Source organism: Treponema primitia (genome assembly GCF_046533075.1).
Lineage (GTDB): Bacteria > Spirochaetota > Spirochaetia > Treponematales > Breznakiellaceae > Termitinema > Termitinema primitia_B.
Window position 1 is genome coordinate 1 of sequence record NZ_JAJQRB010000087.1, and the last position, 24,816, is coordinate 24,816.

Annotated in this window: 18 protein-coding genes, 3 tRNA genes and 1 riboswitch; of the genes, 19 read left to right on the forward strand and 2 right to left on the reverse strand. The window is 46.1% G+C overall.

Translation table 11 applies throughout. The features are described 5' to 3' along the window. Window positions 1–98: 98 nt before the first annotated feature. From LQZ19_RS17920 to LQZ19_RS17990, 15 genes are all read left to right on the forward strand, one after another. A complete protein-coding gene (locus LQZ19_RS17920; RefSeq protein ID WP_411049062.1) occupies window positions 99–401 on the forward strand; it encodes an FkbM family methyltransferase in 303 nt (100 codons plus the stop codon). Next, a complete protein-coding gene (locus LQZ19_RS17925) occupies window positions 388–1,731 on the forward strand; it encodes a glycosyltransferase family 4 protein (RefSeq protein WP_411049063.1) in 1,344 nt (447 codons plus the stop codon). Before LQZ19_RS17920 ends, LQZ19_RS17925 begins: the two co-directional genes overlap by 14 nt. After that, window positions 1,704–2,618: an NAD-dependent epimerase/dehydratase family protein gene (locus tag LQZ19_RS17930; protein WP_411049064.1), complete on the forward strand. Its 915-nt coding sequence runs from the start codon at window positions 1,704–1,706 to the stop codon at window positions 2,616–2,618. Before LQZ19_RS17925 ends, LQZ19_RS17930 begins: the two co-directional genes overlap by 28 nt. Continuing rightward, window positions 2,615–4,639, forward strand: coding sequence for a glycosyltransferase (locus LQZ19_RS17935; RefSeq protein ID WP_411049065.1), 2,025 nt, complete (start codon window positions 2,615–2,617; stop codon window positions 4,637–4,639). The genes LQZ19_RS17930 and LQZ19_RS17935 overlap by 4 nt, the downstream gene beginning before the upstream one ends. 4 nt (window positions 4,640–4,643) lie before the next feature. Then, the gene (locus LQZ19_RS17940; protein ID WP_411049066.1) at window positions 4,644–6,755 is read left to right on the forward strand and encodes a glycosyltransferase; all 2,112 of its coding nucleotides are present in this window, start codon (window positions 4,644–4,646) and stop codon (window positions 6,753–6,755) included. A 2-nt stretch (window positions 6,756–6,757) separates the two neighbouring features. Then, entirely contained in the window at window positions 6,758–8,107 is a 1,350-nt protein-coding gene (locus LQZ19_RS17945; protein ID WP_411049067.1) for a glycosyltransferase, read from the forward strand. Window positions 8,108–8,514: 407 nt separating this feature from the next. Continuing rightward, window positions 8,515–8,588 (forward strand) — tRNA-Arg (locus tag LQZ19_RS17950). 116 nt (window positions 8,589–8,704) lie between these two features. Beyond that, window positions 8,705–10,888 carry a methyl-accepting chemotaxis protein gene (locus tag LQZ19_RS17955; RefSeq protein ID WP_411049068.1) on the forward strand — a complete coding sequence of 728 codons (2,184 nt, stop codon included), beginning with the start codon at window positions 8,705–8,707 and terminating at the stop codon, window positions 10,886–10,888. 85 nt (window positions 10,889–10,973) lie between these two features. Further along, window positions 10,974–11,101: riboswitch (TPP riboswitch) on the forward strand. A 70-nt stretch (window positions 11,102–11,171) separates the two neighbouring features. Next, window positions 11,172–11,984 (forward strand): bifunctional hydroxymethylpyrimidine kinase/phosphomethylpyrimidine kinase, encoded by an 813-nt coding sequence (gene thiD / locus LQZ19_RS17960; protein ID WP_411049069.1) that lies wholly within the window; start codon window positions 11,172–11,174, stop codon window positions 11,982–11,984. 4 nt (window positions 11,985–11,988) lie between these two features. Beyond that, complete coding sequence (locus LQZ19_RS17965) at window positions 11,989–13,149, forward strand: cytosine permease (RefSeq protein ID WP_411049070.1); 1,161 nt, start codon at window positions 11,989–11,991, stop codon at window positions 13,147–13,149. Beyond that, entirely contained in the window at window positions 13,146–13,823 is a 678-nt protein-coding gene (gene thiE, locus LQZ19_RS17970) for a thiamine phosphate synthase (RefSeq protein WP_411049071.1), read from the forward strand. The genes LQZ19_RS17965 and thiE overlap by 4 nt, the downstream gene beginning before the upstream one ends. Next, on the forward strand, window positions 13,820–14,476 hold the full coding sequence (locus LQZ19_RS17975) for an HAD family hydrolase (RefSeq protein WP_411049072.1): 657 nt from the start codon (window positions 13,820–13,822) through the stop codon (window positions 14,474–14,476). The genes thiE and LQZ19_RS17975 overlap by 4 nt, the downstream gene beginning before the upstream one ends. A 69-nt stretch (window positions 14,477–14,545) precedes the next feature. Continuing rightward, window positions 14,546–14,632, forward strand: a tRNA-Ser gene (locus LQZ19_RS17980). A gap of 176 nt (window positions 14,633–14,808) precedes the next feature. Beyond that, window positions 14,809–14,895, forward strand: a tRNA-Ser gene (locus LQZ19_RS17985). Window positions 14,896–15,605: 710 nt separating this feature from the next. Next, complete coding sequence (locus tag LQZ19_RS17990; RefSeq protein ID WP_411049073.1) at window positions 15,606–15,815, forward strand: hypothetical protein; 210 nt, start codon at window positions 15,606–15,608, stop codon at window positions 15,813–15,815. An 83-nt stretch (window positions 15,816–15,898) separates the two neighbouring features. Here LQZ19_RS17990 and LQZ19_RS17995 read toward each other — a convergent pair whose 3' ends face one another. Beyond that, window positions 15,899–16,441, reverse strand: coding sequence for an NADH peroxidase (locus LQZ19_RS17995; protein ID WP_411049074.1), 543 nt, complete (start codon window positions 16,439–16,441; stop codon window positions 15,899–15,901). Between the two features lie 35 nt (window positions 16,442–16,476). Then, window positions 16,477–16,917, reverse strand: a complete 441-nt coding sequence (locus tag LQZ19_RS18000) for a Fur family transcriptional regulator (RefSeq protein WP_411049075.1) — start codon at window positions 16,915–16,917, stop codon at window positions 16,477–16,479. 236 nt (window positions 16,918–17,153) lie between these two features. On the opposite strand from LQZ19_RS18000, the gene LQZ19_RS18005 reads away from it, so the two are divergent. Genes LQZ19_RS18005 through LQZ19_RS18020 form a run of 4 tightly spaced genes read left to right on the forward strand, consistent with a single transcriptional unit; the run spans window position 17,154 to window position 24,813 of the window. Continuing rightward, window positions 17,154–21,689 (forward strand): acyl-CoA dehydratase activase, encoded by a 4,536-nt coding sequence (locus LQZ19_RS18005; RefSeq protein ID WP_411049076.1) that lies wholly within the window; start codon window positions 17,154–17,156, stop codon window positions 21,687–21,689. Between the two features lies 1 nt (window position 21,690). Continuing rightward, a complete protein-coding gene (locus LQZ19_RS18010) occupies window positions 21,691–22,104 on the forward strand; it encodes a hypothetical protein (RefSeq protein WP_411049077.1) in 414 nt (137 codons plus the stop codon). Then, window positions 22,101–23,393, forward strand: coding sequence for a ParA family protein (locus tag LQZ19_RS18015; protein ID WP_411049078.1), 1,293 nt, complete (start codon window positions 22,101–22,103; stop codon window positions 23,391–23,393). The genes LQZ19_RS18010 and LQZ19_RS18015 overlap by 4 nt, the downstream gene beginning before the upstream one ends. Continuing rightward, window positions 23,386–24,813: an AAA family ATPase gene (locus LQZ19_RS18020; RefSeq protein WP_411049079.1), complete on the forward strand. Its 1,428-nt coding sequence runs from the start codon at window positions 23,386–23,388 to the stop codon at window positions 24,811–24,813. Before LQZ19_RS18015 ends, LQZ19_RS18020 begins: the two co-directional genes overlap by 8 nt. The last annotated feature ends 3 nt before the right edge of the window (window positions 24,814–24,816 follow it).

Genomic DNA, 24,816 nt, shown 5'->3' on the forward strand with positions numbered 1-24,816 from the left:
AATTTGGGGGTTTTTGAAAAAATTTAAAAAAATTCCCCCCAAGGTAATGCTTAAATGGGGCAAAAAAATTTTTCCCCCCCCCCCCCCCCCATACACACATGAAAAAAATATTGCATACTGGCCAAAAGAATGTTGGCTTTATAACTATAGATAGTTTCTTTAAGGACAAACCGGTTACACTATTGAATGCCGATATTGAGGGTATGGAAATGTCTCTATTGATAGGTGCAAAGGAAACCATATTAAGCAACAAGCCGAAATTAGCGTTAAGTATATATCATGGTGCGAATGATATATTTGATTTTATCGAATATATCAGCAATCTTGTTCCTGAGTACAAATTTGCAATACGCAATCACACAATGTTTTTAGGAGATACAGTACTATATGCATTTATCTAAGAAAATATTGCATATAACTCCCCACCTTGGAGGCGGCGTTGGTTCGGTAGTTCTTAACTGGATAGAAAAAGATGTGTTTCAGAATATTCATACCATAATCTCACTGGATAAAAACAAAAATAACGATTGGATAAGAGTAAACGAAAAATGTGAACGTGTTACTATTTATGATGATTGCTATATACGAAGTGATTTTACCAGTTTTTTTGAAAACTGTATTGAACAAAATGATGTTGTTGTTGTTCATTGGTGGAATCATCCGCTGCTTTATACTGTAATGCTAAATTATAAATGGCCGGAGTGTAGGGTAATTGCCTGGAACCATGTAAATAGTTTGATGCCGCCTTACTCTATGCCGGAAAAACTTATTGATTTTGTAGATGCGCTTGTTTTTACTTCACCTGTCTCCTATGAATGTAATGAAGTTAAAAAATGGGATGATGGTAAAAAGGAAAAATTAGATGCTATATGGTCAACGATTGGTGTGGAATCCTTTGAAAATTTAGAAAGGATGCCCCATGATGATTTTATTGTTGGATATACCGGAACAGTGGATTTTGGAAAATTGAATAAAAATTATATAAAAATGTGTGCTGATGTTAATCTTCCAGATGTCAAATTTGTTGTATGTTCCGGTGATTCTCAAGAGCATTTGGTAGAAGAAGCAAAACAATTAGGTGTATTTGAAAGATTTTCATTTGAGGGACGAGTGCCGAGTGTTATACCGTATCTTGCAAGGTATGATGTATTTGGTTATCCGTTGCAACCGCAGCATTTTGCAACCTGTGAACAATCATTGGGTGAGGCAATGATGGCAGGATGCGTTCCGGTGGTGCTGAATAATCCTACTGAAAAATACATTGTTAAGCATAATGAAACCGGTATTATTGTTAATACTCTGAGTGAATATTCCCGTGCGATTGAATACTTGTATTATAACCGTGATGAACTAAAACGTCTTTCTGAGAATGCAAAAAAGTACGCAAAATATCAATATGATATAAAGCGTACCATGCAAAATTGGAACAGCAAGTTTGAACAAGCATTGACTATGAATAAAAGGTACCGTTCGTGGGATAGCGAGAATAAACTATTATCTCCGTCGATGCTATATATTGAATCTCTTGGAGAATACGCACATCCTCTGAAACAGTATCTTTATGCAGTAAGCAAGGATGATAGAGAAGAGGCTGTAAAAGGAATAAAAAAGTTATTTAATACCAATTCTATGTTTTATAGCAATAACAAAGGAAGTGTTCTCCTCTATCTTCAATTTTTTCCTGAAGATACTATATTGCAGGAATGGGCAAATATTTTGAAGGATGGGTAAAAAGTATGCCGAAGACTGTTTTATTAACCGGCGCAACCGGACTCATTGGCAAAGAAGCAATTCAGCCTTTGTTGGAAGCTGATTTTAAAGTATTTGCTATCTCGTCAAAAGATGATATGCCAAAAAATGGAAATGTAACATGGATAAAGGTCGATTTGCTGAATTATGATGATATAAAAAGGGTTTTTAGTTGCATACAGCCGAAGTATCTTTTGCATTTTGCTTGGTTTACTGGAGACGGTTATTTATCTGCAGATATAAATTACCAATTGCTTGACGCAAGTCTTTTTATGCTATCAGAATTTAAAAAGAACTGCGGTAAAAGGGCTGTATTTGCCGGTACTTGTTTTGAATATCAATTCAAGGATACTCCATTAAAAGAGGATGACGAATTAAATCCAACTACTATCTATGCGCGGTGTAAAAATGAGCTTCGAGAAAAAGCCCAAATATTTTCTAACGACCATGATATATCCTTTGGTTGGGGGCGGATATTTTATGTATTTGGGCATAATGAATATAAAAATCGTTTGCTTCCGTCTATTATCAAAGCTTTGAAAAATAATAAATCTATTCTTATTAAGAGTGGGCCTCTGATCCGGGATTATATGTATACAAGGGACATTGCCGAGGCATTTGTAAAGTTTCTTTTAACCGATGTAAGCGGATGTATTAATATATGTAATGGACAAGGGATAAGCATAAAAGAATTTGCGATTAAAGTTGCTGAAAAACTTAAAAAGACAGAATTGCTGGAATTTACTGATAATATTCAGAACCAACCGTCAATTATTATTGGCGATAATAGACGGCTAAATCAAGAGGTTGGTTATAGGCAGTGCTATAACATTGAAAATGCTCTGGAAAATATAATAAAGGAATTATGAGTATGGCGAAAGTATCTTTGATAATACGTTGCAAAAACGAAATTCGTTTTATTGAAAAAACACTAGAATCCGTAATTGATGAAGGCGATGAATTAATAATTTCGGATAGCGAATCAACAGATGGTACCTTAGAAGTGTGTCAAAGATGGGCTGCAAAATACCCTAAAATTAAACTTCTTACATATAAGGGTGATAATGATAATAAAGAACGTATGGATTCCATATTTGCCCAAGTAACCGGGGATTATGTCAGACAATTCGGAGGGCATGATATGGTCTCCAAGGGTAGCACACAAAGTTTGGTTGCATTACTTGAAAAAAATCCTGATGCGGAATATGCATATTCAAAAAATGTTGTAAACTTAAATGCAGATTATTCAGTGCGCGAACATTTTCAAATTAACCTCCCTGATTTAGAAGCAGAATCTCCATTTGTTCGTACAGCCTGCATGATACCTAATTGGGATAATTGTTGGAGTATGTTTTTTGGGTTGTATAGGACAGATGTATTTAAGCTACTATTTGATTACAAGACGTATTCTGTATTTGAATCTTTGCTCATGACAGACGTTGCACAATTTACAGTTATGTCTGCTAGGGGAAGACTACTGGCAGATGAGAAGTCAATAATTTTTATGATGTTTCCGAGACCAATTGAGTCTGTAACGCAGATGAATACGCGCGTATTAGGTATTATTAACCAAAGGCATATTGGATTTACTCATTTACTACTTAACTATAGTATTGAGCAATACGTTTTCGTTTGTGAAATGCAGAAATGGGATAATGCTCCTCAGGCTTTCTCGAAGGATATGATAAATATAATATTTACTAAAATAGCAAATATATATAAGTATACAGGTTTTCCAATTTATATAGAAGAATTACCTTTGATTATCCCAGAAAAACGAAAGCTAACCGAACAGTTCATTGAGCAACTTTCAGAATTCGTTGGAATTAAATATTATGATAAATATACTCCTGATATTTACAAAGATATTGGAGATAATGAATTAGAAAATGCAAGTATTATTCTGCCTATTGTCTTGGATATTTTACCGAATACAAAATCAGTGATTGAGTTTGGGTGCGGAGTAGGAACATGGTTATCAATATTATATAGTATGGGTGTAGATAAAATTAAAGGGGTCGATGGTTCATGGACTAATAACTATCCATTAAAAATATCAAAAGAAAATTTCATTGAAGCTGAAATCGACAAAGGAGTGTTCGTTGATGATAGATATGATATAGCGATATGTTTAGACCTTGCTGAACATTTACCACCCATACCAGGATTACCAAGATTTATATCATCACTCACTCATGCGTCAGATATTATTTTGTTTTCGGCAGCGATTCCCTATCAGAGCGGTGCTAATCATATTAATGAACAGTGGCTGGATTTTTGGGATTGGCATTTTCGCCAACATGGATATATCGCTGTTGACTGTTTGCGGAAAAGACTTTGGCATAATCCTGATGTCTCTTTTTCGCTTAAACAAAACCTTATGCTGTTTGTAAAGATAGATAGGCTTGATATGCTCAGCGTCTCTCCTGAAGATATCTGTCTTAATGTGCCGCCTATGAATTTGGTGCATCCTGAGATTTATCTTAAACGTGTGTCTAAATACAATGGATACTATGGAGCAGTATATTTTGACACTGGAATAGGTTTTAATGAAAAAGAAAAATTTAATATTACATATAGTATTTATCAACACTATGCTTGTCAAGAGATTATATTACCAAAAAATACTCGAGCAGCCAGGTTTGACGCTGTTGAGGGAGTTTACTGTATTATAAGTAATTTAGAAATATCATCAGAAAAAGGATGTTTAAAATATGAGGTTTTAAATGAAAGTTTAATTAATAATGGAGGTATTCTTTTTTTTACAGTCGACCCACAAATATTAATAAATGATGTTCTAGATACTACTCGGATAAAAATAAGCTATAATATTACTGTGTTTGATGATTTTGAACATTTTCAATTGTTAAATAGTTTAAGGAGAATATAAGGGAATGAATATACCGAAAGTATCATTTGTGATTCATTGTTTTAACGAGATTCGTTTTATCGAAAAAACATTGGAGTCAATAATTGACGAAGCAGACGAAATAGTAATATCTGATAATGCATCGACAGATGGTACTTCAGAGGTTTGTAAGAAGTGGGCGGAAAAATATAAAAAAATTAAGTACATATTCTATGAAGGTTATAGCGATACCGAGGAACGTTGGGCATCCATATTCGATCAGGTGAGTGGGGATTATGTTAGATATATCGGCGCACATGATTTAGTGTCGAAAGGTAGTACACAGAGCTTGCTTAATCTTCTTCAAAATGATCCTGATGCTGTAATGGCATACTCAAAAAATGTTGTCCACTTAAATAGTGATTATTTTTGGACTTCTAGTTACAAAATTACTGAATTTGGCAAAGATTTGGAAACAAGCTCCCCATTTGTCCGGGTCCGAAGTATGATTGAGAAAAAACAAAACTGGTGGAGTATGCTATATGGGATATACAGAGCTGAAATATTTAGAGTATTATTTGAATACAATGTACATTCCACATTTAAAAATATAAGGACAGATCATACAATTCTTGCCATTGCTGCTAGTAAAGGTAAAATGTTGGCTGATGACAAATCAATATTTTATTTAATGCACCAGCATCCGCAAGAAACTTATGCGATTACTTTGCAAAGATACGCAAAAATATTTACGCCGACTGAGCTAGCGTGGCCGTTTGCCTATACAAGTGAACAATATAGGCTGGCATGTGATATGCAAAAATGGAAAGATGCGCCACCTGATTTCGCAAAAGATATTATCAATATACTTATGGAAAGGCTATTGTGGATAATAAAAACTACTGGATTTCCGCTAGCCTTGGAGAAATTATCCTCGATTGTTCTGCCGGAAAAAATGGAAATATTTGCTCAGTTTCTCCAGACCTTTTTTGAATATCAAAATAAAGAGGAAAGAAATGAAATATTTAAAACTGAGATTTGTACCGGTCTGAACCCTAAAGAACAGCTTGATTTTAGCAGTGCAAGCATTATTTTACCGTTACTGCTTGAAATAACGTCGGAACTAACATCTGCCATTGATTTCGGCTGCGGGAAAGGTTTATGGCTTTCAGTATTGCGATACCTTGGCGTTGAAAAAGTACATGGTATTGATGACTCATTGGTTAACAAAGACGTCTTAAAAATACCCCAAGACCGCTTTACCGTAGCCAGAATGGACAAGGATGTGTTTGTTGAAGAGAAATACGATCTGGCGCTCTGTCTGAATGTTGCAGAACGTTTGTTGGAGAAGTCTGCAATTATACTGGTAGATTCTTTGGTTAAGGCATCTGATATTGTTTTGTTTTCCGCGGCAGTTCCGTTTCAAATTGACGCTATCGATATCAACCAGAAATGGCTTGATTATTGGAATTTGCTATTCAGGGCAAAAGGGTATGTCGGGGTAGATTGTTTGCGGAAGAAAATCTGGCATAAGCCGGATGTTTCTATGCCATACAAACAAAATATCATGTTGTTTATAAAGAAAGATAAGCTCAATACGCTTAAAGTTCCAAAGGATACTATCTGTGACGAATTCCCCCCAATGAATTTAATACACCCTGATAATTTTCTTGGTTTGTTTAATAGGGGAAATGTCATTGGAACTATATATTTTGATACCGGCAAAGGATTCAACGAAAACGAGGTATTCAGGTTTGGGTTTAATATTAATCAAAAGTATGTTTATCAAGAGGTAGGATTGCCTGCTAAGGTTCAAGCGGTTAGATTCGATCCTGTTGAAGGTTTCCGGTGTATTGTAAGCAATATTGAGATTATGTCCATGCAAGGTCCTGTACAATATGAAGTTCCCAATGGTTTTGTTTATGATAGTAGGGGAAGTATTGTGTTTGACACTACTGATCCGCAAATCCTAATTCGTGATGTTTCGGAAGCTTCCTTGCTTAAAATAAGATACAAAATTGTCGAATTTGACATTTCCAGACATTTTCAATTATCAGACTTCTTAAAAAATAATACTAATAAGGAGATTCGATCCACAGGATATTTGCGGCTAATAAAAAAATTGGCTCGGTCCGTTTTACGGTTAGGGAAACGTTAGCCATGATACAACCGCCACTCTTTTCTGTTTTGATTGCGCAGTATAACAATGGGCAATATCTCCAGGAAAGTATAGATAGCGTGAAGGCGCAGACCTACACCAATTGGGAAATTATTATCGTAGATGATGGATCTTCTGATAATTCAATAGAACTGTATAAACAATACCAAAATGATGACCGTATAAAAATATACTACAACGATAAAAATCATGGCTGCGGATTTACTAAGCGCCGATGCGTAGAGTTTGCGGCGGGAGATGTCTGCGGTTTTCTAGACTCCGATGACGCATTGTTGCCAGATGCACTTGAGGTAATGGTGAAGACGCATAATGAAAACCCCGGAGCAGCTTTGGTGTTCTCCCGTTTTTATGTGTGTGATGATAAATTACAAATACAGGGTGAATTAAGGCGTTTAATTATTGAAAAAGGTAAATCCTATTTTACCAACAGGGATTATGCCCCTGAACATTTTGCTGCTTTTAAAAAAAGTTTTTACGATAAAACGGAAGGTATAAATCCCCAATATTTAATAGGGGTTGATCAGGATTTGTACTTTAAACTGGAAGAAGCTGGATCTGTTTTTGTTTTAGATAAATTAACCTATAAATATAGAACCAATAGAGGTATCTCAGAAAATGTTCGGAGGGCATTATACTGGAATATCATAGTCAGACATGATGTGTGTATGAGGCGAGGATTTAATCCAAAATATTTTTCGCAACAAGATTTTCTTGATTATATTGATGACATAATTGCTGCTTTTCAAAGAGAGGGTGTATTCTATTTCGATACCGGATCAGGTTTTAGTGAAAAAGAAACACAGTTATTTTCCTTTAATTACAATACCAATGGTTTCTTTAAAGAAGTCGTGTTGCCCTTAGGGACAAAAGCCGTCCGATTTGACCCGGTTGAAAACGCCGGCTGTATTATGCGTAATCTGGAGGTATTATCGGTAAACGGACAGGTAAAGTATGAAGCGATAAATGGTTTTGTCTGCGATGATGGGACTATGCTTTTTTCTACAACCGACCCGCAGATACTTATAAGCGATGTTGAAGGATTGCAATGGCTTAAAGTGAGATATGATATAGCCACGTTTACCAGTTTTGAGCATTTCCACTTATTGGATTGCTATAAAGCCACGATTACGGAATTAAACACAGTAACGACGGAATTAAACACAGTAACAACGGAATTAAATAAAGTAACAACGGAATTAAATAAAGTAACGGCGGAACGTGATGCCGCGAAAAAGACTATCCTTGACTTAACAAATTCTACCTCATGGAAGATGACGGAACCGATCCGGGTAACTTTGAACAAGATAAAAAGAATTGTAAGAAGACGATAAGCATCATGAATAATAATCAAATATATCTTTGGCCCCTGCCGATAATTGGGGCAATCGCTACCCTAATACAGCACGGATGTTAAGTATAAGTCAAATTTGACGCGTACAATTTGTCCAAGTTTACCTCATTTAAACCTTCCGTATAAAGCTTAACCCGGTCACGCCGGTCACCCCCTTGTGTCTATTTTCTCTAAAAGTGATAATCCTACATTTATGTAAGAATTCGGCGTGACAATTTTCTATCCCTCCTTTTTGTTATCACTTTAATCACATTATTTCCTATATTTTTTCCTCTTTACACGTTGGGAGCCAATAGGATACAATGCGTTATCCTGCTGATCGGCCAAATTTAGCAGGGGAAGGCGGCTTTTTGGCAGCCTTAGCCATACGATACTGTATGATGAAATGAGGTTGTAGCTCAGCTGGATAGAGCTTCAGATTGCGGATCTGAAGGTCGGAGGTTCGAATCCTCTCAGCCTCAAATGCGAATTTCAAGAAAATAGTTACACACCTTTAAATATTGTTCAAACACAAATAATGGTCTTCTCCTAAAGTTAAAGTGCGGCGCTTATCTGCGCGCGTATGGAGGAGACGTATATGAAAATCAGAATACGCTTAAGCATATTGGTAATAGCGATAATGGTTGCGGTAATTTCTGTTATTTCGATTATCATTCTGAGCCGCGCCTCCGAAATGCAGACCGAAACAGCCATAGAAAGTACAACGAATATGGCTAATATGTATGCCATGGATTTACAGCGGCGTTTTGAAAATTATATGCAAACCGCAATTTTATTGTCCCAGATAATGCAGGGTTACGAATCGGTAGACCTAAGCCAGCGGCGTATCCGCTACAATGGCATCATACGCAGTGTGTTGGCGGAGAACGAAAATTACTTGGGTATTTTTACTATCTGGAAACCCAACGCCCTGGATGGCCGGGACGCAGAATTTGCCAATACTACGGGTACGGATGAGACCGGCCGGTATGTAAGCTGGTACCACCGGGAGTCCGGCGAAGCAATAGTACTAAAGCCCTTTGACACATATAACGAGATTCTGGAAGCCGCAAGCGGGGATATGAGTATCGCCAATCCTGTTTGGCGGGACGCCCGGGGTTCCACCGTCCTGGTGGTGGATGTCATGGCCCCCATAGTATCAACCCGGGGCGAACTGGTGGGGCTCGTGGGAGTGAATATTGATATCAGCGCTATGCAGGACATAGTTTTGGGGATAAAACCTTATGGTACGGGAATAGCAACGGTCTATTCCAATGACGGGACCGTGGCGGCCCACAATATCCCTGCACGGACCGGCCAGCATATGATAGAAACCGATGCTCCTCTTTTCAAAGACTATACCAACCAGGCGCTGGAGTGTATTCGCCAGGGAAAGCCCCTCACCTTCCAGGAACATTCCCCCGCCCTGGATGTTGATCTCCAGATAATCATTGAGCCCTTTACGGTCTCCCAAACCGCCACTCCCTGGTCCGTGATGATAGCCATTCCCATGGATAAGGTACTGGAAGATATACGGGCATTGACCTTTTTTACCATCCTACTATCTCTGACCGCCATGATCGCCACCGGGGTAATAATATTTTTTGTGGTCGGCGGGATAGCAAAACCTATCGTTAATGTGTCCCGTACCCTTAAGGATATCTCCGAAGGAGAAGGAGATTTGACTAAACAGATTGCCATCAAGTCTAAGGATGAGATCGGCGATTTGGCCCGTTACTTTAACATGACCTTGGAAAAAATAAAAGAACTGGTGATCACCATCAAAAAACAGGCGGTGGCCCTCTTCAATATCGGCAACGACCTTTCTGCTAACATGACGGAAACTGCGGCGGCGATTAACCAGATCACCGCTAATATCCAGAGCATCAAAGGCCGGATCATCAACCAATCCGCATCGGTGACTGAAACAAATGCGACCATGGAACAGATCCTCATCAATATTAACAAACTCAACGAACTCATTGAACAACAGTCCGTCAATGTATCCCAGTCGTCTGCCTCCATTGAACAAATGCTCGCCAATATTCAATCAGTTACCCAGACGCTGGTAAAAAACGCCGGCAATGTAAGGGATTTGGCCAACGCTTCGGAGATTGGCCATTCCGGTCTCCAGGAGGTAGCCACGGATATCCAGGAAATCGCCCGGGAATCGGAGGGGCTGCTGGAGATCAACGATGTGATGAAAAATATCGCCAGTCAGACCAACCTTCTTTCCATGAATGCCGCCATTGAGGCCGCCCACGCCGGGGAAGCGGGCATGGGTTTTGCGGTGGTGGCCGATGAAATACGTAAACTTGCCGAATCTTCGGGGGTGCAGTCTAAAACCATTTCCGAGATACTTAAGAAAATAAAGGATGCCATCGACAAGATCACCAAATCCACCGACGGGGTGCTCAATAAGTTTGAAGCCATTGACTCGGGGGTTAAAACCGTCTCGGATCAGGAAGATAATATACGCAGCGCCATGGAAGAACAGAACACCGGGAGCCAGCAGATCCTGGAGGCCATAGGCCAGCTGAATAATATAACCCAGTTGGTCAAAAGCGGTTCCATGGAGATGCTTGAGGGGAGTAAAGAGGTTATTCAGGAGAGCAAAAACCTGGAGATGGTTACCCAGGAGATCACCGATGGGATGAACGAGATGGCTACCGGGGCGGAGGAGATCAATGTGGCGGTAAGCGAGGTGAACAATATCAGCGGCGAAAACAAGGAAAATATAGACATACTGGTCAAGGAGGTTTCCCGGTTTAAGGTTGAATAAAGGAGACACGTTCTCCGATACGTATATTGACATTTTTTTAAATGATACCAATACTAACTTCTATAGTTATACGCAGTTTGTACCGCAAACTGCCGAGGGGTGCTGGATGGGAACCAAGGGTTCCAATTCCGGCTGAGAGGAAGCGGCATAACGCTTTAAACCCTTTAACCTGATCCGGATAATGCCGGCGGAGGGAAGTTTAACGCTTGGGTTTAAACAGACGCCTCCCGGCTTGCCGGCGGGCGTCTTTTTTTTTCCGGTATAGACCGGCGGGGGGGGTATCATGAAAAACGTACTGACCATTGCGGGTTCCGACCCTTCGGGGGGCGCGGGGATACAGGCGGATCTCAAGACCATGTGCGCCCAGGGAGTCTACGGGATGAGCGTCATCACTGCGGTAACCGTGCAAAATACCCAGAGGGTCTACGGGGTACAGGAAATCGATACCTCCATTGTGGCGGGCCAGATTGACGCAATTTTTGATGATATCCGGGTGGATGCCCTCAAGGTTGGGATGGTTTCCAGTGCGGAGATTATCGGGATAATCCGGGAAAAGCTCCTGAACCGGAAAGCTAAAAACATCGTTATAGACCCGGTAATGGTTTCAAAAAGCGGTTATTCCCTGCTGAGGGAAGATGCAGTGGAGGCGGTCCGGGAATTGGCGGCTATTGCCGATGTGGTCACCCCGAATATTCCGGAGGCGGAAATCCTGGCGGGTTTTCCTATCCGTACCGGGGAAGATATGAAGCGGGCGGCGGCGGTCATTGCGGCTGCCGGGGCAAAGCACGTACTTATCAAGGGGGGACACCGCTATGGAACCCGGGCAGAGGATCTGCGCTTTACCGGGGTGGATGGCGCCTGTATCTTCCTCAATGCGGAACGGATCAACACGAAGAACACCCACGGCACCGGCTGTACCCTCTCTTCGGCAATTGCCTGCCGCCTTGCCCTGGGGGATTCGGTGGAAGAGGCGATACGGGCGGCAAAGGACTATATCACCCAGGCTATTGCCGATTCCTATGAGGTGGGGAAAGGACACGGACCCGTGGGCCATCTGGCGGCGTTGTATCGCAGGGCCGGATTGGTAACGGAGTGATGTCATGAAAAAAAGCGCCCTGTTTCTGCTCTGGGTGGGAGCAGCCATCTCCATATCGGAAATTTTCACCGGCGGTCTTTTGGCGCCCCTGGGTCTGGTTAAGGGGCTCGCGGCGATCATTGCAGGCCATCTCATCGGGACAGGGCTGCTTGCTCTGGGGGGCCTGGTTTCCTTTAGCCGCAGGGCTAACGCCATGGAAACCGTGACCTTCTCCCTGGGCCGGGAAGGCGGAAAGCTCGTTGCCCTCTGCAATGTGGTCCAGCTTGCGGGCTGGACTATCATCATGATAGTCCAGGGGGGGAGCGCCATAAAATCCCTTTTCCCGGGTCTGCCCTTTGCCCCCCTCAGCCTTGGTCTGGGGCTCATGGTCCTGCTCTGGGCCCTGGGCTTCGGAAGTCCCGTTCAATGGATAAACAGCATTGTGGTGATCCTGCTCTCGGCGCTCTGTGTGATCCTCCTTTGGGAAACCGCCGGCAAAGCCCAGGGGCCGGTCCTTTCCGCTTCCATGAGTTTTGCCCTGGCCCTGGAACTTTCCATAGCCATGCCCATTTCCTGGCTGCCCCTGGTGGGGGACTACAGCTCCCAAAGCTCCGACAGGGTAGGCGCGGCCCTCATGCCCTTTGCGGGCTACTTCCTGGGGAGCGTCTTCATGTACAGCTTAGGTCTTTTTATCAGGATAAAAACCGGGACGGATTTTTTCGTTATGATTGCCGCAAGCCGCTTTCGGTTTATCGCCTGCGCGGTGATACTCTTCTCAACCCTGACCACCGCCTTTCTGGACCTCTATTCCGCTGCGGTTTCATCACAGCAGTTTGTCAAAACCCGGAATACGCGCTTGCCTATTCTGGCCCTCGGTCTTTTTACCGCCCTGGCCTCTGCGGTATTTCCCGCAGAACGGTATGGCGATTTTCTCACCAATTTTTTAACCCTTATCGGCATGGTCTTTGTCCCGGTCTACGGTATTGTCTTTATCGATTTTTTTGCCAAACGGCGGGAATACCCATCAAAGATTAATTTGCCGGCCCTCATGGCGGCTCTTATCGCCATGGGAGTCTACCGGTTGTGTACTATCCGCAATATCGGTATCCCCAGCCTTGTAAGCCTGGCGGTCCTCTGCGGAATTTATATTCCCATCATACGTATTCAAATAAGGAGAAACCCATGAAAGGAAAAGCGGCGTTACAGGCAGTGGGGGAAAATCGAATGTTAAAACGCGAAGATCTGCTCCTCTACCTCTGCACCGATAGGGGCCTTTCCCTGGGGCGGCCCATCACCGAAACGGTAGAGGCCGCCATTGCGGGAGGAGTAACCATGGTACAGCTCCGGGAAAAGGCCGCCCCCACGGGGGAATTTTATGCGATTGCCCGGGAGGTCCAGGCCGTAACTCGCCGCCGTCATATACCCCTGGTGATCAATGACCGCCTGGATATTGCTCTGGCCATAGGCGCCGAGGGGCTCCACATAGGCCAGTCCGACCTCCCCCTGAGGGAAGCCCGGCGCCTTGCGGGGGATATGTTCATCGGGGTTTCCACTTCCACCCTGGAGGAAGCCCGGCAGGCGCAAGCGGATGGCGCGGATTACCTGGGGGTGGGCGCTGTCTACCCCACGGGCAGCAAGGCCGACGCGGGAGAAGCCATAGGCCTTGCGGGTTTCGCGGAAATCTGCGCCGCGGTACGGATACCTGTGGTCGGCATAGGGGGGATCAATACCGCCAATACCGCTGCGGTCATCCGGGCCGGGGCCGCAGGAATTGCGGTGATCTCCGCCATCCTCTCCCAGCCGGATATAGAGGCCGCGTCCCGGACACTCCGGATGATCATTGACAACGGGGCCAAGTGAAAAAATCACTCTTCGATTATCAAGGGGCGATCTTCGATCTGGACGGTACTCTGACGGATTCCATGCATGTCTGGGATCATCTCTGCAGGGACTGGCTTTTGGCAAAGGGCAAAAAGCCGGAACCGGATTTAGAGGAGCATATTGCTACCATGACCGTGAACCAGAGTGCGGAGTATATGCAGAGCCGATACGGCTTTTCCCTTACCCCTGAAGAAATCATCGCCCAGTGGCAAAGCATGGTCTTAGGTCTCTATGAAACAACGGTTCCCCTTAAAACAGGAACCGCCCAACTGGCCCGGGAACTCAAGGCGGCGGGGCTTAAACTTGCGGTAGCCACCTCCTGTTTCCCCGCAGCCTGCGAGGCCGTTCTCCAACGCCACCGGCTGGAGTCTCTTTTTTCAGCGGTCCTCTACACCGACGATTTTCCCGGGGACAAACACGAGCCCGATATCTGGCGCGCCGCCGCCTATGCTCTTGGCCTTGAAAGCGGCGAATGTGTCGTCTTTGAGGATTCCCTCTACGCCCTACGGGGAATAAAGGCGGCGGGCATGGATTTTGCCGCAGTTTACGACGATACCTGCACTGACTGGGAACATATGAAAACCTGTGCCGACTGGGTTTTTGAAAATCCCGGCAAATTTCACGGCAGGTAAGCGTGAATTCCCGTGCCCAGTACCTCTTGCCAGAATTTATGAGAAAATGCTATACTAATTTTCAATATTGGAGCGGTGTCCGAGTGGCCGAAGGAGATGGTTTCGAAAACCATTGAACCCGCGAGGGTTCCGGGGGTTCGAATCCCCCCTGCTCCGAAGAGGCAGGGGGGATTCGAACCGGAGTCCCCGCCGACCGGAGGGAGGAAAAGGCGGCACGGATGCCGCCGTCAGGGGACGTAGGCGGGGTGTAGGAGCAAACAGGATGTTTGCGACGGAACCCCGAATCCCCCCTGCTCCGGAAGTGCTGCGCGATTGTTACATGTTTCTCGTTTGGAGAGGTGTCCGAGTGGTCGAAGGTGCACGCTTGGAAAGCGTGTGTGCTTGAAAGAGTACCGGGGGTTCAAATCCCCCCCTCTCCGAAATTTTTTTTCCTCCAAACAAAGTGGGGGATTTGAACCGGAGTCCCCGCCGACCGGAGGGAGGAAAAGGCGGCATGGATGCCGCCGTCAGGGGACGTAGGCGGTCGAAAGGAGCGGACAGGAAGTCCGCGACTGGAGACCAAATCCCCCCCTCTCCGAAATTTTTTTTCCTCCAAACAAAGTGGGGGGATTTGAACCGGAGTCCCCGCCGACCGGAGGGAGGAAAAGGGCGCATGGATGCGCCCGACAGGGGACGTAGGGTAGCCGCTGGCGCGGCATCTAGAAGGTCGAAGGGAGCGGACAGGAAGTCCGCGACTGGAGACCAAATCCCCCCCCCCCACAAAGTGGGGGATTTGAACCGAAGTCCCCGCCTCACTAGATGCCGCGCAAGCCCCTTCGAGAGGGCGGAAAAGGGCGCATGGATGCTGCCGCCAGGGGACGTAGGGTAGCCGCTGGCGCGGCATCTAGAAGGTCGAAGGGAGCGGACAGGAAGTCCGCGACCGGAGACCAAATCCCCCCCTCTCCGAAATCTTTTCCCCCCCAAACAAAGTGGAGGTATTCCCTTAAATACTTCTGCGCCTTCGTCTCCTTTGCGGTTAAATTTCTTCAAATTATGGTAGTTTCTCAGCGATTGGAAAGTAACTGCTTTTGCCCGGAGACCAAATCCCCCCAGCATTGAAAAAAATGCTCAAAATAAATTATGATAGGTTATGAGCAAGTACGAGCAGTTATGGAAATATCTTCAAAATGATGGGAGCCTTATATTAAACCTCTCTTTTGCAGAAATCCAAACCATTACCGGATTTGGCATAGACCATTCCTTTTTAACCTATAAAAAAGAAGCCAATCAATTTGGTTATCAGGTTGGTAAAATCTCCATGAAGGAAAAGCATATTACATTTAACAAAGTGGATAAATGATTTTTAAGCTATTAAAGAAAAAACCAGGGCGCGGAACGGGCCTCTCTTCCCACTCCGCGCCCCTATTGTCTCGCCTTAATAGCTTATTTGAAATACCGTTTCAGCAGCCCCACAAAGCCGGCGCCGTGGCGGGCTTCGTCACGGGCCATTTCGTGGACCGTGTCGTGGATGGCGTCGTAGTTCCGTTCCTTGGCGCGTTTGGCAAGGTCGACCTTACCGGCGCAGGCGCCGTGCTCGGCTTCTGCCCGGAGTTCCAGGTTTTTCTTGGTGCTGTCGGTGATGACTTCGCCAAGGAGTTCGGCAAACCGGGAAGCATGATCCGCTTCCTCAAAGGCATAACGTTTGAAGGCTTCCGCAACTTCGGGATAGCCTTCCCGGTCGGCGACCCGGCTCATGGCCAGGTACATGCCCACTTCGGTGCATTCGCCGTTAAAGTTGGCCCTGAGGTCGGTCAGGATGTCCTCTTCGACGCCCTTGGCGACACCAACGGTGTGAACTGCGGCATAGGCGGCGCCTTCTTTCTGCTCGGTGAATTTGGACGCCGGAGCTTTACATTGCGGACAGACATCAGGAGCCTTATCCCCGGTAAAAACGTACCCGCAAACTTGACATACCCATTTCTTCATAACACACTCTCCATTCTCAAAATATATACAACGGCTTAAGCCGTGGTTTTCACTTGCTTATGTGCACACTCGGCGCAAAGGCCGCTGAATACGGTTTTGCGGTAATCAATAACGAACCTATCTTGAGTATGGGACAAATTCTTTAAATTTTCCATAACATCGAAAAATTCAACCGGAAGTTCCGGGGCATCGTAATCTATGACCCGGCCGCAGCATTCACATACAAAATGGGGGTGGGGCGCCACCCTGCCGTCAAACCGTTCCTCTCCGTCAACAACCCCTACGGATATTACCGACCCTTCCCGCAGGAATAGGTTGATGTTCCGGTACACCGTGGCCAGAGAAAGGCCGGGGATATCCGATTTTAGCTGATCGTATACCCACTGGGCGCCGGGATGGGAGGTGGTGGACCGGATGCACTCCAAAATCGCGTCCCTTTTTTTACTATGCTTTCTGTCCGCATTAGCTATTGACATAATCCCTCAATTCAATAATAATTATCATTATCAATATAAATCCTATTTGGAGGAAAAGCAAGTGGTTTTTTATCAATTGCTTCATTTTTTGTAAGGAAGAATGAGGAACGGGCTCTATTGAATCAATTTGATGGGATTGGTAAAATAGATATTCATATTCAAAAACTTCCGGGTATACGAGACTTTGTTTCGTTTCGATTTAATTATACGGCAATTGCCGCACTTAGAGAGGGGTTATGCAGTCATTAGGAATAAATATTGGTTCCACTAGTTTGAAGATGGTGTTGGTAGAGAACGGACAATCCGCCGCTGACGTGCAGGTTGTATGGAGCGCGGCGGTCCCCCATGAGGGTGATTTTGGCGCGGCGGTGCGGCGGCTTTTAAGCGATGGCAAAATACCCCAGGGGATTCCAACCCTGGTTACGGGTAATGAAGGCCGGTTTATGTTTGACGCCGCGGGTACCCTGGAGCCTCTTTGCGTGGAATCGGCGCTTCGGGCTCTCAATTTGACCGCCGACGCCGTGGTCAGTATGGGCGGAGAGGATCTGGTGGTGTATTCCCTCAACAAAGAGGGGAAGATCATCAACAATTTCTCCGGGAATAAGTGCGCCAGCGGTACCGGGGAGTTCCTTAAGCAGCAGCTTGCCCGGATGGACATGAAGCTTGAGGATATCAACAAGGTGTCCGATGAAGCCAAGGTTTACGCCCTGTCGACCCGCTGTTCGGTGTTCATGAAGAGCGACTGTACCCACCGGCTGAATAAGCGGGAGGCGACAAAGGACGATATCGTTCTTTCCCTTTCCGACGTGATGGCGGTTAAGGTTATCGACTTCCTTAAACGGGCGAAGATCCGCTCCGGTCGGGTGGTTCTGGCCGGGGGCATCACCCTGAACCGGCATATCATCCGGTTTATCCGGGAGAAGGCGCCCCATATTGAGTTTATCATCCCCGAGACTGCCTCGGTTTTTGAAGCCCTGGGCGCGGCGGTGCTGGCGCCCAAGTCGGGAAGCCCCCTGCCGGGTATTGAGCAGCTCCTGAAGCCTAACGAGATACGCTTTGGCGCCCTGGGCGCCCTGAAGGATTGGACTAATAAGGTAAAGACCTTCGATAAGCCCGATGGCAAGGTACAGCCGGGCCGGAAGTACATCCTGGGTGTGGATGGCGGTTCTACCACCACCAAGGCCAGCCTGGTGGACGCCGAAACCGACGAGATCGTGGCGAGCCACTACGGGCGGACCCACGGGGACCCGGTTAAGGCCCTGAAGGAATGTCTGGCGATTATCCAGGAGAAGGTTGTCGCGGATACGGGGGATAAGCATGTCGATATTCGGCTGGTGGCTACCACCGGTTCCTCCCGGGAGATCCTGGGGGTATTTCTGGAAACCCCCGGGGTGTACAACGAAATTATCGCCCACGCCGTGGGGACCACCTACTTCGATCCCGAGGTGGAGACCATCTTTGAGATAGGCGGGCAGGACGCCAAGTATGTACTCCTTAAGAACGGAGTGCCCATCGACTACGCAATGAACGAAGCCTGTTCCGCCGGAACCGGCTCCTTCCTGGAGGAATCCGCCTCCGGGGATCTTTCCATACACAGCGCCAAGGATATCGGGCCTATCGCCCTGAACGCCGACGCCCCCCTTAAGTTTGGGGAGCACTGCTCGGCGTTTATCAACTCCGACATACGGAAGGCGGTCCAGCAGGGGGCCACTAAGGAGAATATTACTGCGGGGATCATCGGTTCTATAGTAGCAAACTATCTGAACCGGGTGGTGGGGAACCGTACCATAGGCGGGAAAATTTTCCTCCAGGGCGGGGTGGCCAAAAATGTCGCCGTACCCCTGGCCTTTGCCATGATGCTGGACAAGGAAATCCTGGTACCCCCCTCACCGGAACTGATGGGCTGCTTTGGGGTGGCCCTCCTGGCAAAACGGAAAAACGCCGACGGTCTCCTTGAGGAAAAGCCCGTGATCATCGACGACCTTTTGACCCGGGAAATCGGCTATGAGCGGGTCTTTACCTGTCAGTCCTGTGACAACCGCTGTCCCATACAGGTGCTGTCCGTGGGCGGCGCCGGGGGCCGCAAGTATATGTTCGGCGGCCGCTGTAACAAGTACACCAATATGCGTAAGGCCGTTAAGGACGTGCCGGTCTTTGACTACGTGGAGAAGCGCCAGAAATTGCTCTTTGAAGAATTTGCCGCGCCGGTTTCACCCGCAGCATTGCAGCGCTTAAAGCTTAGTGAAGCGGCGGCCAATAAAGCTGAAGTGTTAAGCGGCGGGTCCGAAGCCCTGAAGACCGCGCAGTTTAGCGCCGCATCCCCGGCGCCGAGCACCGTTACTGCGGCGGACTATAAACGAAACTTTGTGGTAGGGATTCCCCGGGCTTTCAGTGTGCATACCCTGTATCCCCTTTACTCCTGGTTTTTCCACGAGCTGGGTATTCAGACCTTCCTCTCCACCGAGGTGGCCCACGCCGGGGTGGCCCGGGCGGAATCCACCTACTGCTTCCCCGCGGAAATTGCCCACGGGGCGGTACAGGACTGTCTGGACAAGGGAGCGGATTACATACTGCTTCCCCATTTCCGTGACATGCCCAGTTATGAGGAGGGTGTACACGCCAACTTCTGTCCCATCACCCAGAGTCTGCCCTATTATATAGAAAAGGCTTTCCCCGATGTGGATAAAAAGAAGTTCCTCCCCCTGGTGGTGAGTTTTAAGTTTGGGGAGGGCAAGGCCCTGGAACTCTTTAGGGTGATGACGGATTTGCTCGGCATTGACCCGGCGGAAACCAAGGCGGCCTTCGATAAGGCCCTGGAAAAACAGTATGCCTATTTCGCCGCCATGCGGCAGCTTGGAAAAGAAGCGATAGAGGATGCGCGCAAGGCCAATAGGCCGGTGATCGCCATTCTGGGGCGGCCCTACAACGCCTTTACGGCGGAGGCCAATATGGGCATACCACGGAAGTTTACCACCCGGGGCTTTTCCATCGTGCCCTTCGATATTCTACCCTTTGAGGACGAGGATATTTTCCCCAATATGTACTGGTACTACGGTCAGCAGGATGTGAAGTCCGCAGCGTTACTAAAGAAAGAAGACAATATCTATGTTACGTATATCACCAACTTTTCCTGTGCGCCGGATTCCTTTATCCTGCACTACCTTAAATGGTTTATGGGACAGAAACCCTTCCTGGTGCTGGAACTGGATTCCCACTCTGCGGACGCCGGGGTGGATACCCGGGTGGAAGCCTTCCTGGACATCATCGATGGGTACCGGGCTAAAAAGGATGCGGTTGAGGGCGAGCGCTACAGTAACGGCTGGCGCTTTGTGGCGGAGCGGACCACGGGGAAGAACTTCGATCTCCGCATCGACAATGATAAGACCGGGGAGAAGGTGCCCATTGTGGGCAATAAGCGGGTAAAGGTGCTCCTTTCCAGCATGGGGGCTATCTCCACCGAGTACATGAGCGCCGCGGTACGGCATCAGGGGATCAACGCCGTGTCACTGCCGGTGGCTACCAATAAAACTATTCAGTTAGCCCGGGCCCATGCTTCGGGTAAGGAATGTGTGCCCAGCCATCTGGTGTTGGGGGGCGCCCTGCAGTTCTTTTTCAGTGAACAGTACCGCAAGGATGAACTCTACCTCCTCTTTGTGCCCATCACCACCGGCCCCTGCCGGACCGGGCAGTATTACGTTTACTACGAAAATCTCTTCAAGGATCTGCGCCTTGAAAACGTGGTTATCTTCATTCTTTCCGCGGATAATTCCTACGGCGAATTAGGCGGCGCCTTTGTTAAAGAGATGTGGCGGGGCTTTGTCCTGGCGGATTATCTTAAGGACATTCAGACCGCCCTTAAGGCAGTGGCGGTGGAGCCGGAGAAGGCGTTGAAGGAATTTGAAAAATCCTGGCGCAAGGTTATGCACGCGGTGGAATTCAGCCCCGACAATATCTGGAAGGAACTTGAACAGGTTGCCACTGATGTTAAAAAGATACCCCTTAAACGTAAAGTGGTGGATTGCCCCAAAGTCTTAGTGGTGGGCGAAATCTACGTGCGCCGGGACGACTTCGCCGTGGGCGAGCTTACGGACCTGATGAGCGAGCGGGGCATCGTAGTAAAGGTGGCGGGCATTGCCGAGTGGATCCACTACCTGGACTTTGTCCGGGAGTACGCATTAAAGAAACTCATAAAGCTGCGGAAACCCGGGACCCGGCTTTTCTCCAAGCCCTGGCGGGATTTGAAGAAACTGGAAATTGAGGAATGGTGGAAACATTCGATAGAGAAAAAGACCCTTGCCATTCTGGAGCCCACGGGACTCATCCCCAAGACTCCCCACGATATGCACGAGATCATGGAATACACCCAGAAACACTTTGTGAACCTGGAACTCAATTCGGAGATCGCCGTCTCCTCCGGGGCTGCCGCTGCGGCCATGGAACACGGCTACTCGGGGATCGTAAACATCAGCCCCTTCGCCTGTCTTATCGGCCGGGTTATCGAAGGGCTCTTTACCCCCTGGGCCCGTGAACGGAACTACCCCATCCTTTCGGTGGAGGTGGACGGAAACCTCCTGCCCCCGAACATCGTAAACAAGCTCAACATCTTCATGGTTAACGTCCTCCGCTTTAAGGGCAGCAACGACCTTTCCAGCTTAGTGGACAAGGCGGGGAGCCATAACAAACGCTTCGACATCTACAGCGGAACGAACAACGAGCAGGGTACCGGCGGGGTTGGCAAGGCGGAGAAGGAGAAGGAGCTGGTGGGGAAGTAGAATGCAAACAGATTTTTTTAATGCCTTTGAAAGGCATTTTAAAGATGCAGAGTTGCTTTTCAATAATTCCCGATGGGCAAATGCCGGTCAACTTTATGGGTATTCTGCTGAATGTGGTATAAAATGCCTGATGGAAGCTTTTGGGATGAATCTTGATCCAACCGGAGAAAAACCGGAAAATCCCAAGGATCAAGTACATTTACCTCAATTATTAATCCGTTATGAATCCTACAGGAAAGACTATGATGCCGATGAATTCTGCCTTCCCGAACCAAATCCTTTTTCCTCATGGAGTATTACTGATCGGTATGGTAATGAGTCCAATTTTAATGAAATGTATGTTAATCCATACAAAGAAGGGATAGTGGATATTCAAGCCTTGATATATAGGGCTAAGAGAGAAGGACTATTATGATCCTGTTCGGACAGTTGGAAAAAGCAATCGAAAATATTTTGAATCAATATCTACAGTTGATGGGAAGCCTTGATTGGCTGGTAATTAACCGTGATCTTAATGGAAAAATACGGCTAATTACGGATCAGAAAAAAGAAAAGGATTTTGATAATAACCCTGATTTGATTTCTTTGGTAAAAACGATAGCTGATACGATACAGCCTCATGGTTATACTTCTGATAAAATGGTGCTTTTTGAGTCTAAGTTGAAAGATGCGGTTCAAGGCGCTCCCAATTTTAAACTGAAGAATTTTCCAAATGTAACGTTTGTTGATCGTCTTTTATCTGTCAGTGACTGGTCCTTTATTACTCCCGTATCCAAAGGTATCCCGCGCATTGTGTTCTTTTCGATAAAAGGCGGTGTTGGCCGTTCTACCGCATTAGCCGTAACCGCTCGCCATTTGGCGGAAAAAGGCAAAAAAGTAATGGTTATAGATCTGGACCTTGAGTCGCCGGGAATTTCTTCTTCATTGTTGCCACAGGATCAGTGTCCTGAATATGGTATTGCTGATTGGCTTGTAGAAGATTTGGTCGATAATGGAGATGAGATTATTAAAGACATGGTATCCTCAAGCGCCCTGTCACACAATGGTAAAATATGGGTGGCGCCGGCGCACGGCAAGGAGCCGGGAGAATATATCGCTAAACTTGGCCGGGCATGGATGCCAAAGATGCTAAAAGATAAAACCAGGGAGCCGTGGTATAAGCGTTTGAACCGTTTGTTGGATAATCTTGAAAATATCCACAAACCTGATGTTATTCTTATTGATTCCCGTGCGGGTATTGATGAAGTTTCGGGGGCATGTGTAACCTGCCTGGGCGCTAAGAATGTTTTATTATTTGCCATGGATAGTGAGCAGACTTGGGGTGGGTATACGATTCTTTTTGAGCATTGGCGGCGATATGGAGTCGCAGGAGACATTCGCGGACGTTTACAAATGGTAGGCGCTTTAATTCCTGAAACAGGCGCCGATATTTATTTTGATAGCCTTTGTGAGCGGTCCTGGAATTTATTTCTCGAAAGGCTTTATGATATAGTTCCTGCTGGAGAAGCTGAGGACAAGTATTTTACCTATAACAAAGCAGACGACGATGCTCCGCATTTTCCATGTATTATAAGATGGAATCGCGGTTTTTCAACACTTCAGAATTTATATTCACCGGCTCAATTCAATTTTGATGTTGACCAGATAAAGGCTGTATTTGGGTCCCTGCTGTCCACCGTTGAAGGGATGATAACCGATGGTTAATATATCCCAAGTCAGGCAGGCAATTATTACTGCGCTTCCCAAGGAAACATCAAGCTATGGAAACCCTATTAATTCTAAACAATTATATATTCCCCCCGGGCATGAGAATGCGTTACAGCTTAATTGCAATTTAATTGTTGGCGCCAGGGGGGTCGGTAAATCAACGTGGACATCGGCTTTGGCGGAACCGCAGTCAAAATCTATAATAGGCGCAAATATATCAGAACTTGAAAATACTCAAGTCCAAAAAGGATTTGCGGAAACCACTGACAAGGAACTTTATCCTGATATTAAAATATTTAATAATCTTTTGCAAAAACAATTTGAACCTCCTGATATATGGCAGGCTGTTATTGTTCGGTGGTTATCTAAAGTCATTGATTATAAAATCCCCCATAAGGATTGGATTTCAAGTGTTTCCTGGGTTAAAAAAAATGCTGAACAAGTTGTGAATATTATACAGAAGGCAAGCGAACATTTAAGAAGCAATGGAAGAAATGCGCTTATTGTATTTGATGCGCTGGATCGTACCAGTAATAATTGGCAGCAAATGGATGATATTGTCCGTGAACTGCTTAAACAGGTACTGTATTTGAAAACTTTTTCGAATATATCGGCAAAAGTATTTCTGCGGGAAGATCAATTCTCCCGAAATGTAAAGAATTTCCCTGATGCTTCCAAATTATTGGCCAATAGGGCGGAACTCACTTGGCAAATGAACGATCTGCACGGCCTCCTTTGGCAGTATTTTTGCAATGCGCCTGGTGACAGTGGTTTGGTCCTGCGTGGTATTTATAAAGAAGTGGTCGGCGAAGAACCGATTAAACAAGGTGATGTTTGGGTGCTGCATGATGACGTTAAGCGGGAAGGCGCCAGGCAGCGTAAGCTATTTGAAAAACTCGCCGGTGAATGGATGGGAAATAATTCCCGCAGGGGATCAACATATTCCTGGGTTGTAAAGCACCTTGCCGATGGTACAGGGAGCACTTCCCCCCGATCTTTTTTGTTGGCCATTAAGGAAGCTGCAGAAGAGTCCGCGAGAAAGGATTCAATGTATCCACTGCATTATGAAGCAATAAAGCAAGGAGTACAAAAGGCTTCTCTTAACCGTGTTGAAGAAATCGCCGAAGATTATCCATGGATAAGAGAATTATGTGGAAAATTAGAAAATCTTAATGTCCCTATAGAATTTGATAGTATCAAGGCTCGATGGATTGAATACTATCCCAGGGGTCCCGGAAATATAAAGACCGATAGTCTTCCCCCCCAGAACGCCGATGGCGGTTGGATTGGAATAAAGGAAGAACTGGTACGCATTGGTGTGTTTGATACAATGCGGGATGGGCGTATTAATATGCCAGATATATATCGGGTTGGTTTCAGGCTTGGCCGCAAAGGCGGGGTTAAACCGGTAGATTAAGTT

What these genes read in the sequence shown, in the direction of transcription:
- LQZ19_RS17920 (WP_411049062.1), top strand. Translation starts at nt 99, where the DNA reads ATGAAAAAAATATTGCATACTGGCCAAAAGAATGTTGGCTTTATAACT.
- LQZ19_RS18010 (WP_411049077.1), top strand. Translation starts at nt 21,691, where the DNA reads ATGCAAACAGATTTTTTTAATGCCTTTGAAAGGCATTTTAAAGATGCA.
- LQZ19_RS18005 (WP_411049076.1), top strand. Translation starts at nt 17,154, where the DNA reads ATGCAGTCATTAGGAATAAATATTGGTTCCACTAGTTTGAAGATGGTG.
- LQZ19_RS17925 (WP_411049063.1), top strand. Translation starts at nt 388, where the DNA reads ATGCATTTATCTAAGAAAATATTGCATATAACTCCCCACCTTGGAGGC.
- thiE (WP_411049071.1), top strand. Translation starts at nt 13,146, where the DNA reads ATGAAAGGAAAAGCGGCGTTACAGGCAGTGGGGGAAAATCGAATGTTA.
- LQZ19_RS17990 (WP_411049073.1), top strand. Translation starts at nt 15,606, where the DNA reads ATGAGCAAGTACGAGCAGTTATGGAAATATCTTCAAAATGATGGGAGC.
- thiD (WP_411049069.1), top strand. Translation starts at nt 11,172, where the DNA reads ATGAAAAACGTACTGACCATTGCGGGTTCCGACCCTTCGGGGGGCGCG.
- LQZ19_RS17965 (WP_411049070.1), top strand. Translation starts at nt 11,989, where the DNA reads ATGAAAAAAAGCGCCCTGTTTCTGCTCTGGGTGGGAGCAGCCATCTCC.
- LQZ19_RS17930 (WP_411049064.1), top strand. Translation starts at nt 1,704, where the DNA reads ATGGGCAAATATTTTGAAGGATGGGTAAAAAGTATGCCGAAGACTGTT.
- LQZ19_RS17955 (WP_411049068.1), top strand. Translation starts at nt 8,705, where the DNA reads ATGAAAATCAGAATACGCTTAAGCATATTGGTAATAGCGATAATGGTT.
- LQZ19_RS17940 (WP_411049066.1), top strand. Translation starts at nt 4,644, where the DNA reads ATGAATATACCGAAAGTATCATTTGTGATTCATTGTTTTAACGAGATT.
- LQZ19_RS18000 (WP_411049075.1), bottom strand. Translation starts at nt 16,917, where the DNA reads ATGTCAATAGCTAATGCGGACAGAAAGCATAGTAAAAAAAGGGACGCG.
- LQZ19_RS18020 (WP_411049079.1), top strand. Translation starts at nt 23,386, where the DNA reads ATGGTTAATATATCCCAAGTCAGGCAGGCAATTATTACTGCGCTTCCC.
- LQZ19_RS17945 (WP_411049067.1), top strand. Translation starts at nt 6,758, where the DNA reads ATGATACAACCGCCACTCTTTTCTGTTTTGATTGCGCAGTATAACAAT.
- LQZ19_RS18015 (WP_411049078.1), top strand. Translation starts at nt 22,101, where the DNA reads ATGATCCTGTTCGGACAGTTGGAAAAAGCAATCGAAAATATTTTGAAT.
- LQZ19_RS17995 (WP_411049074.1), bottom strand. Translation starts at nt 16,441, where the DNA reads ATGAAGAAATGGGTATGTCAAGTTTGCGGGTACGTTTTTACCGGGGAT.
- LQZ19_RS17935 (WP_411049065.1), top strand. Translation starts at nt 2,615, where the DNA reads ATGAGTATGGCGAAAGTATCTTTGATAATACGTTGCAAAAACGAAATT.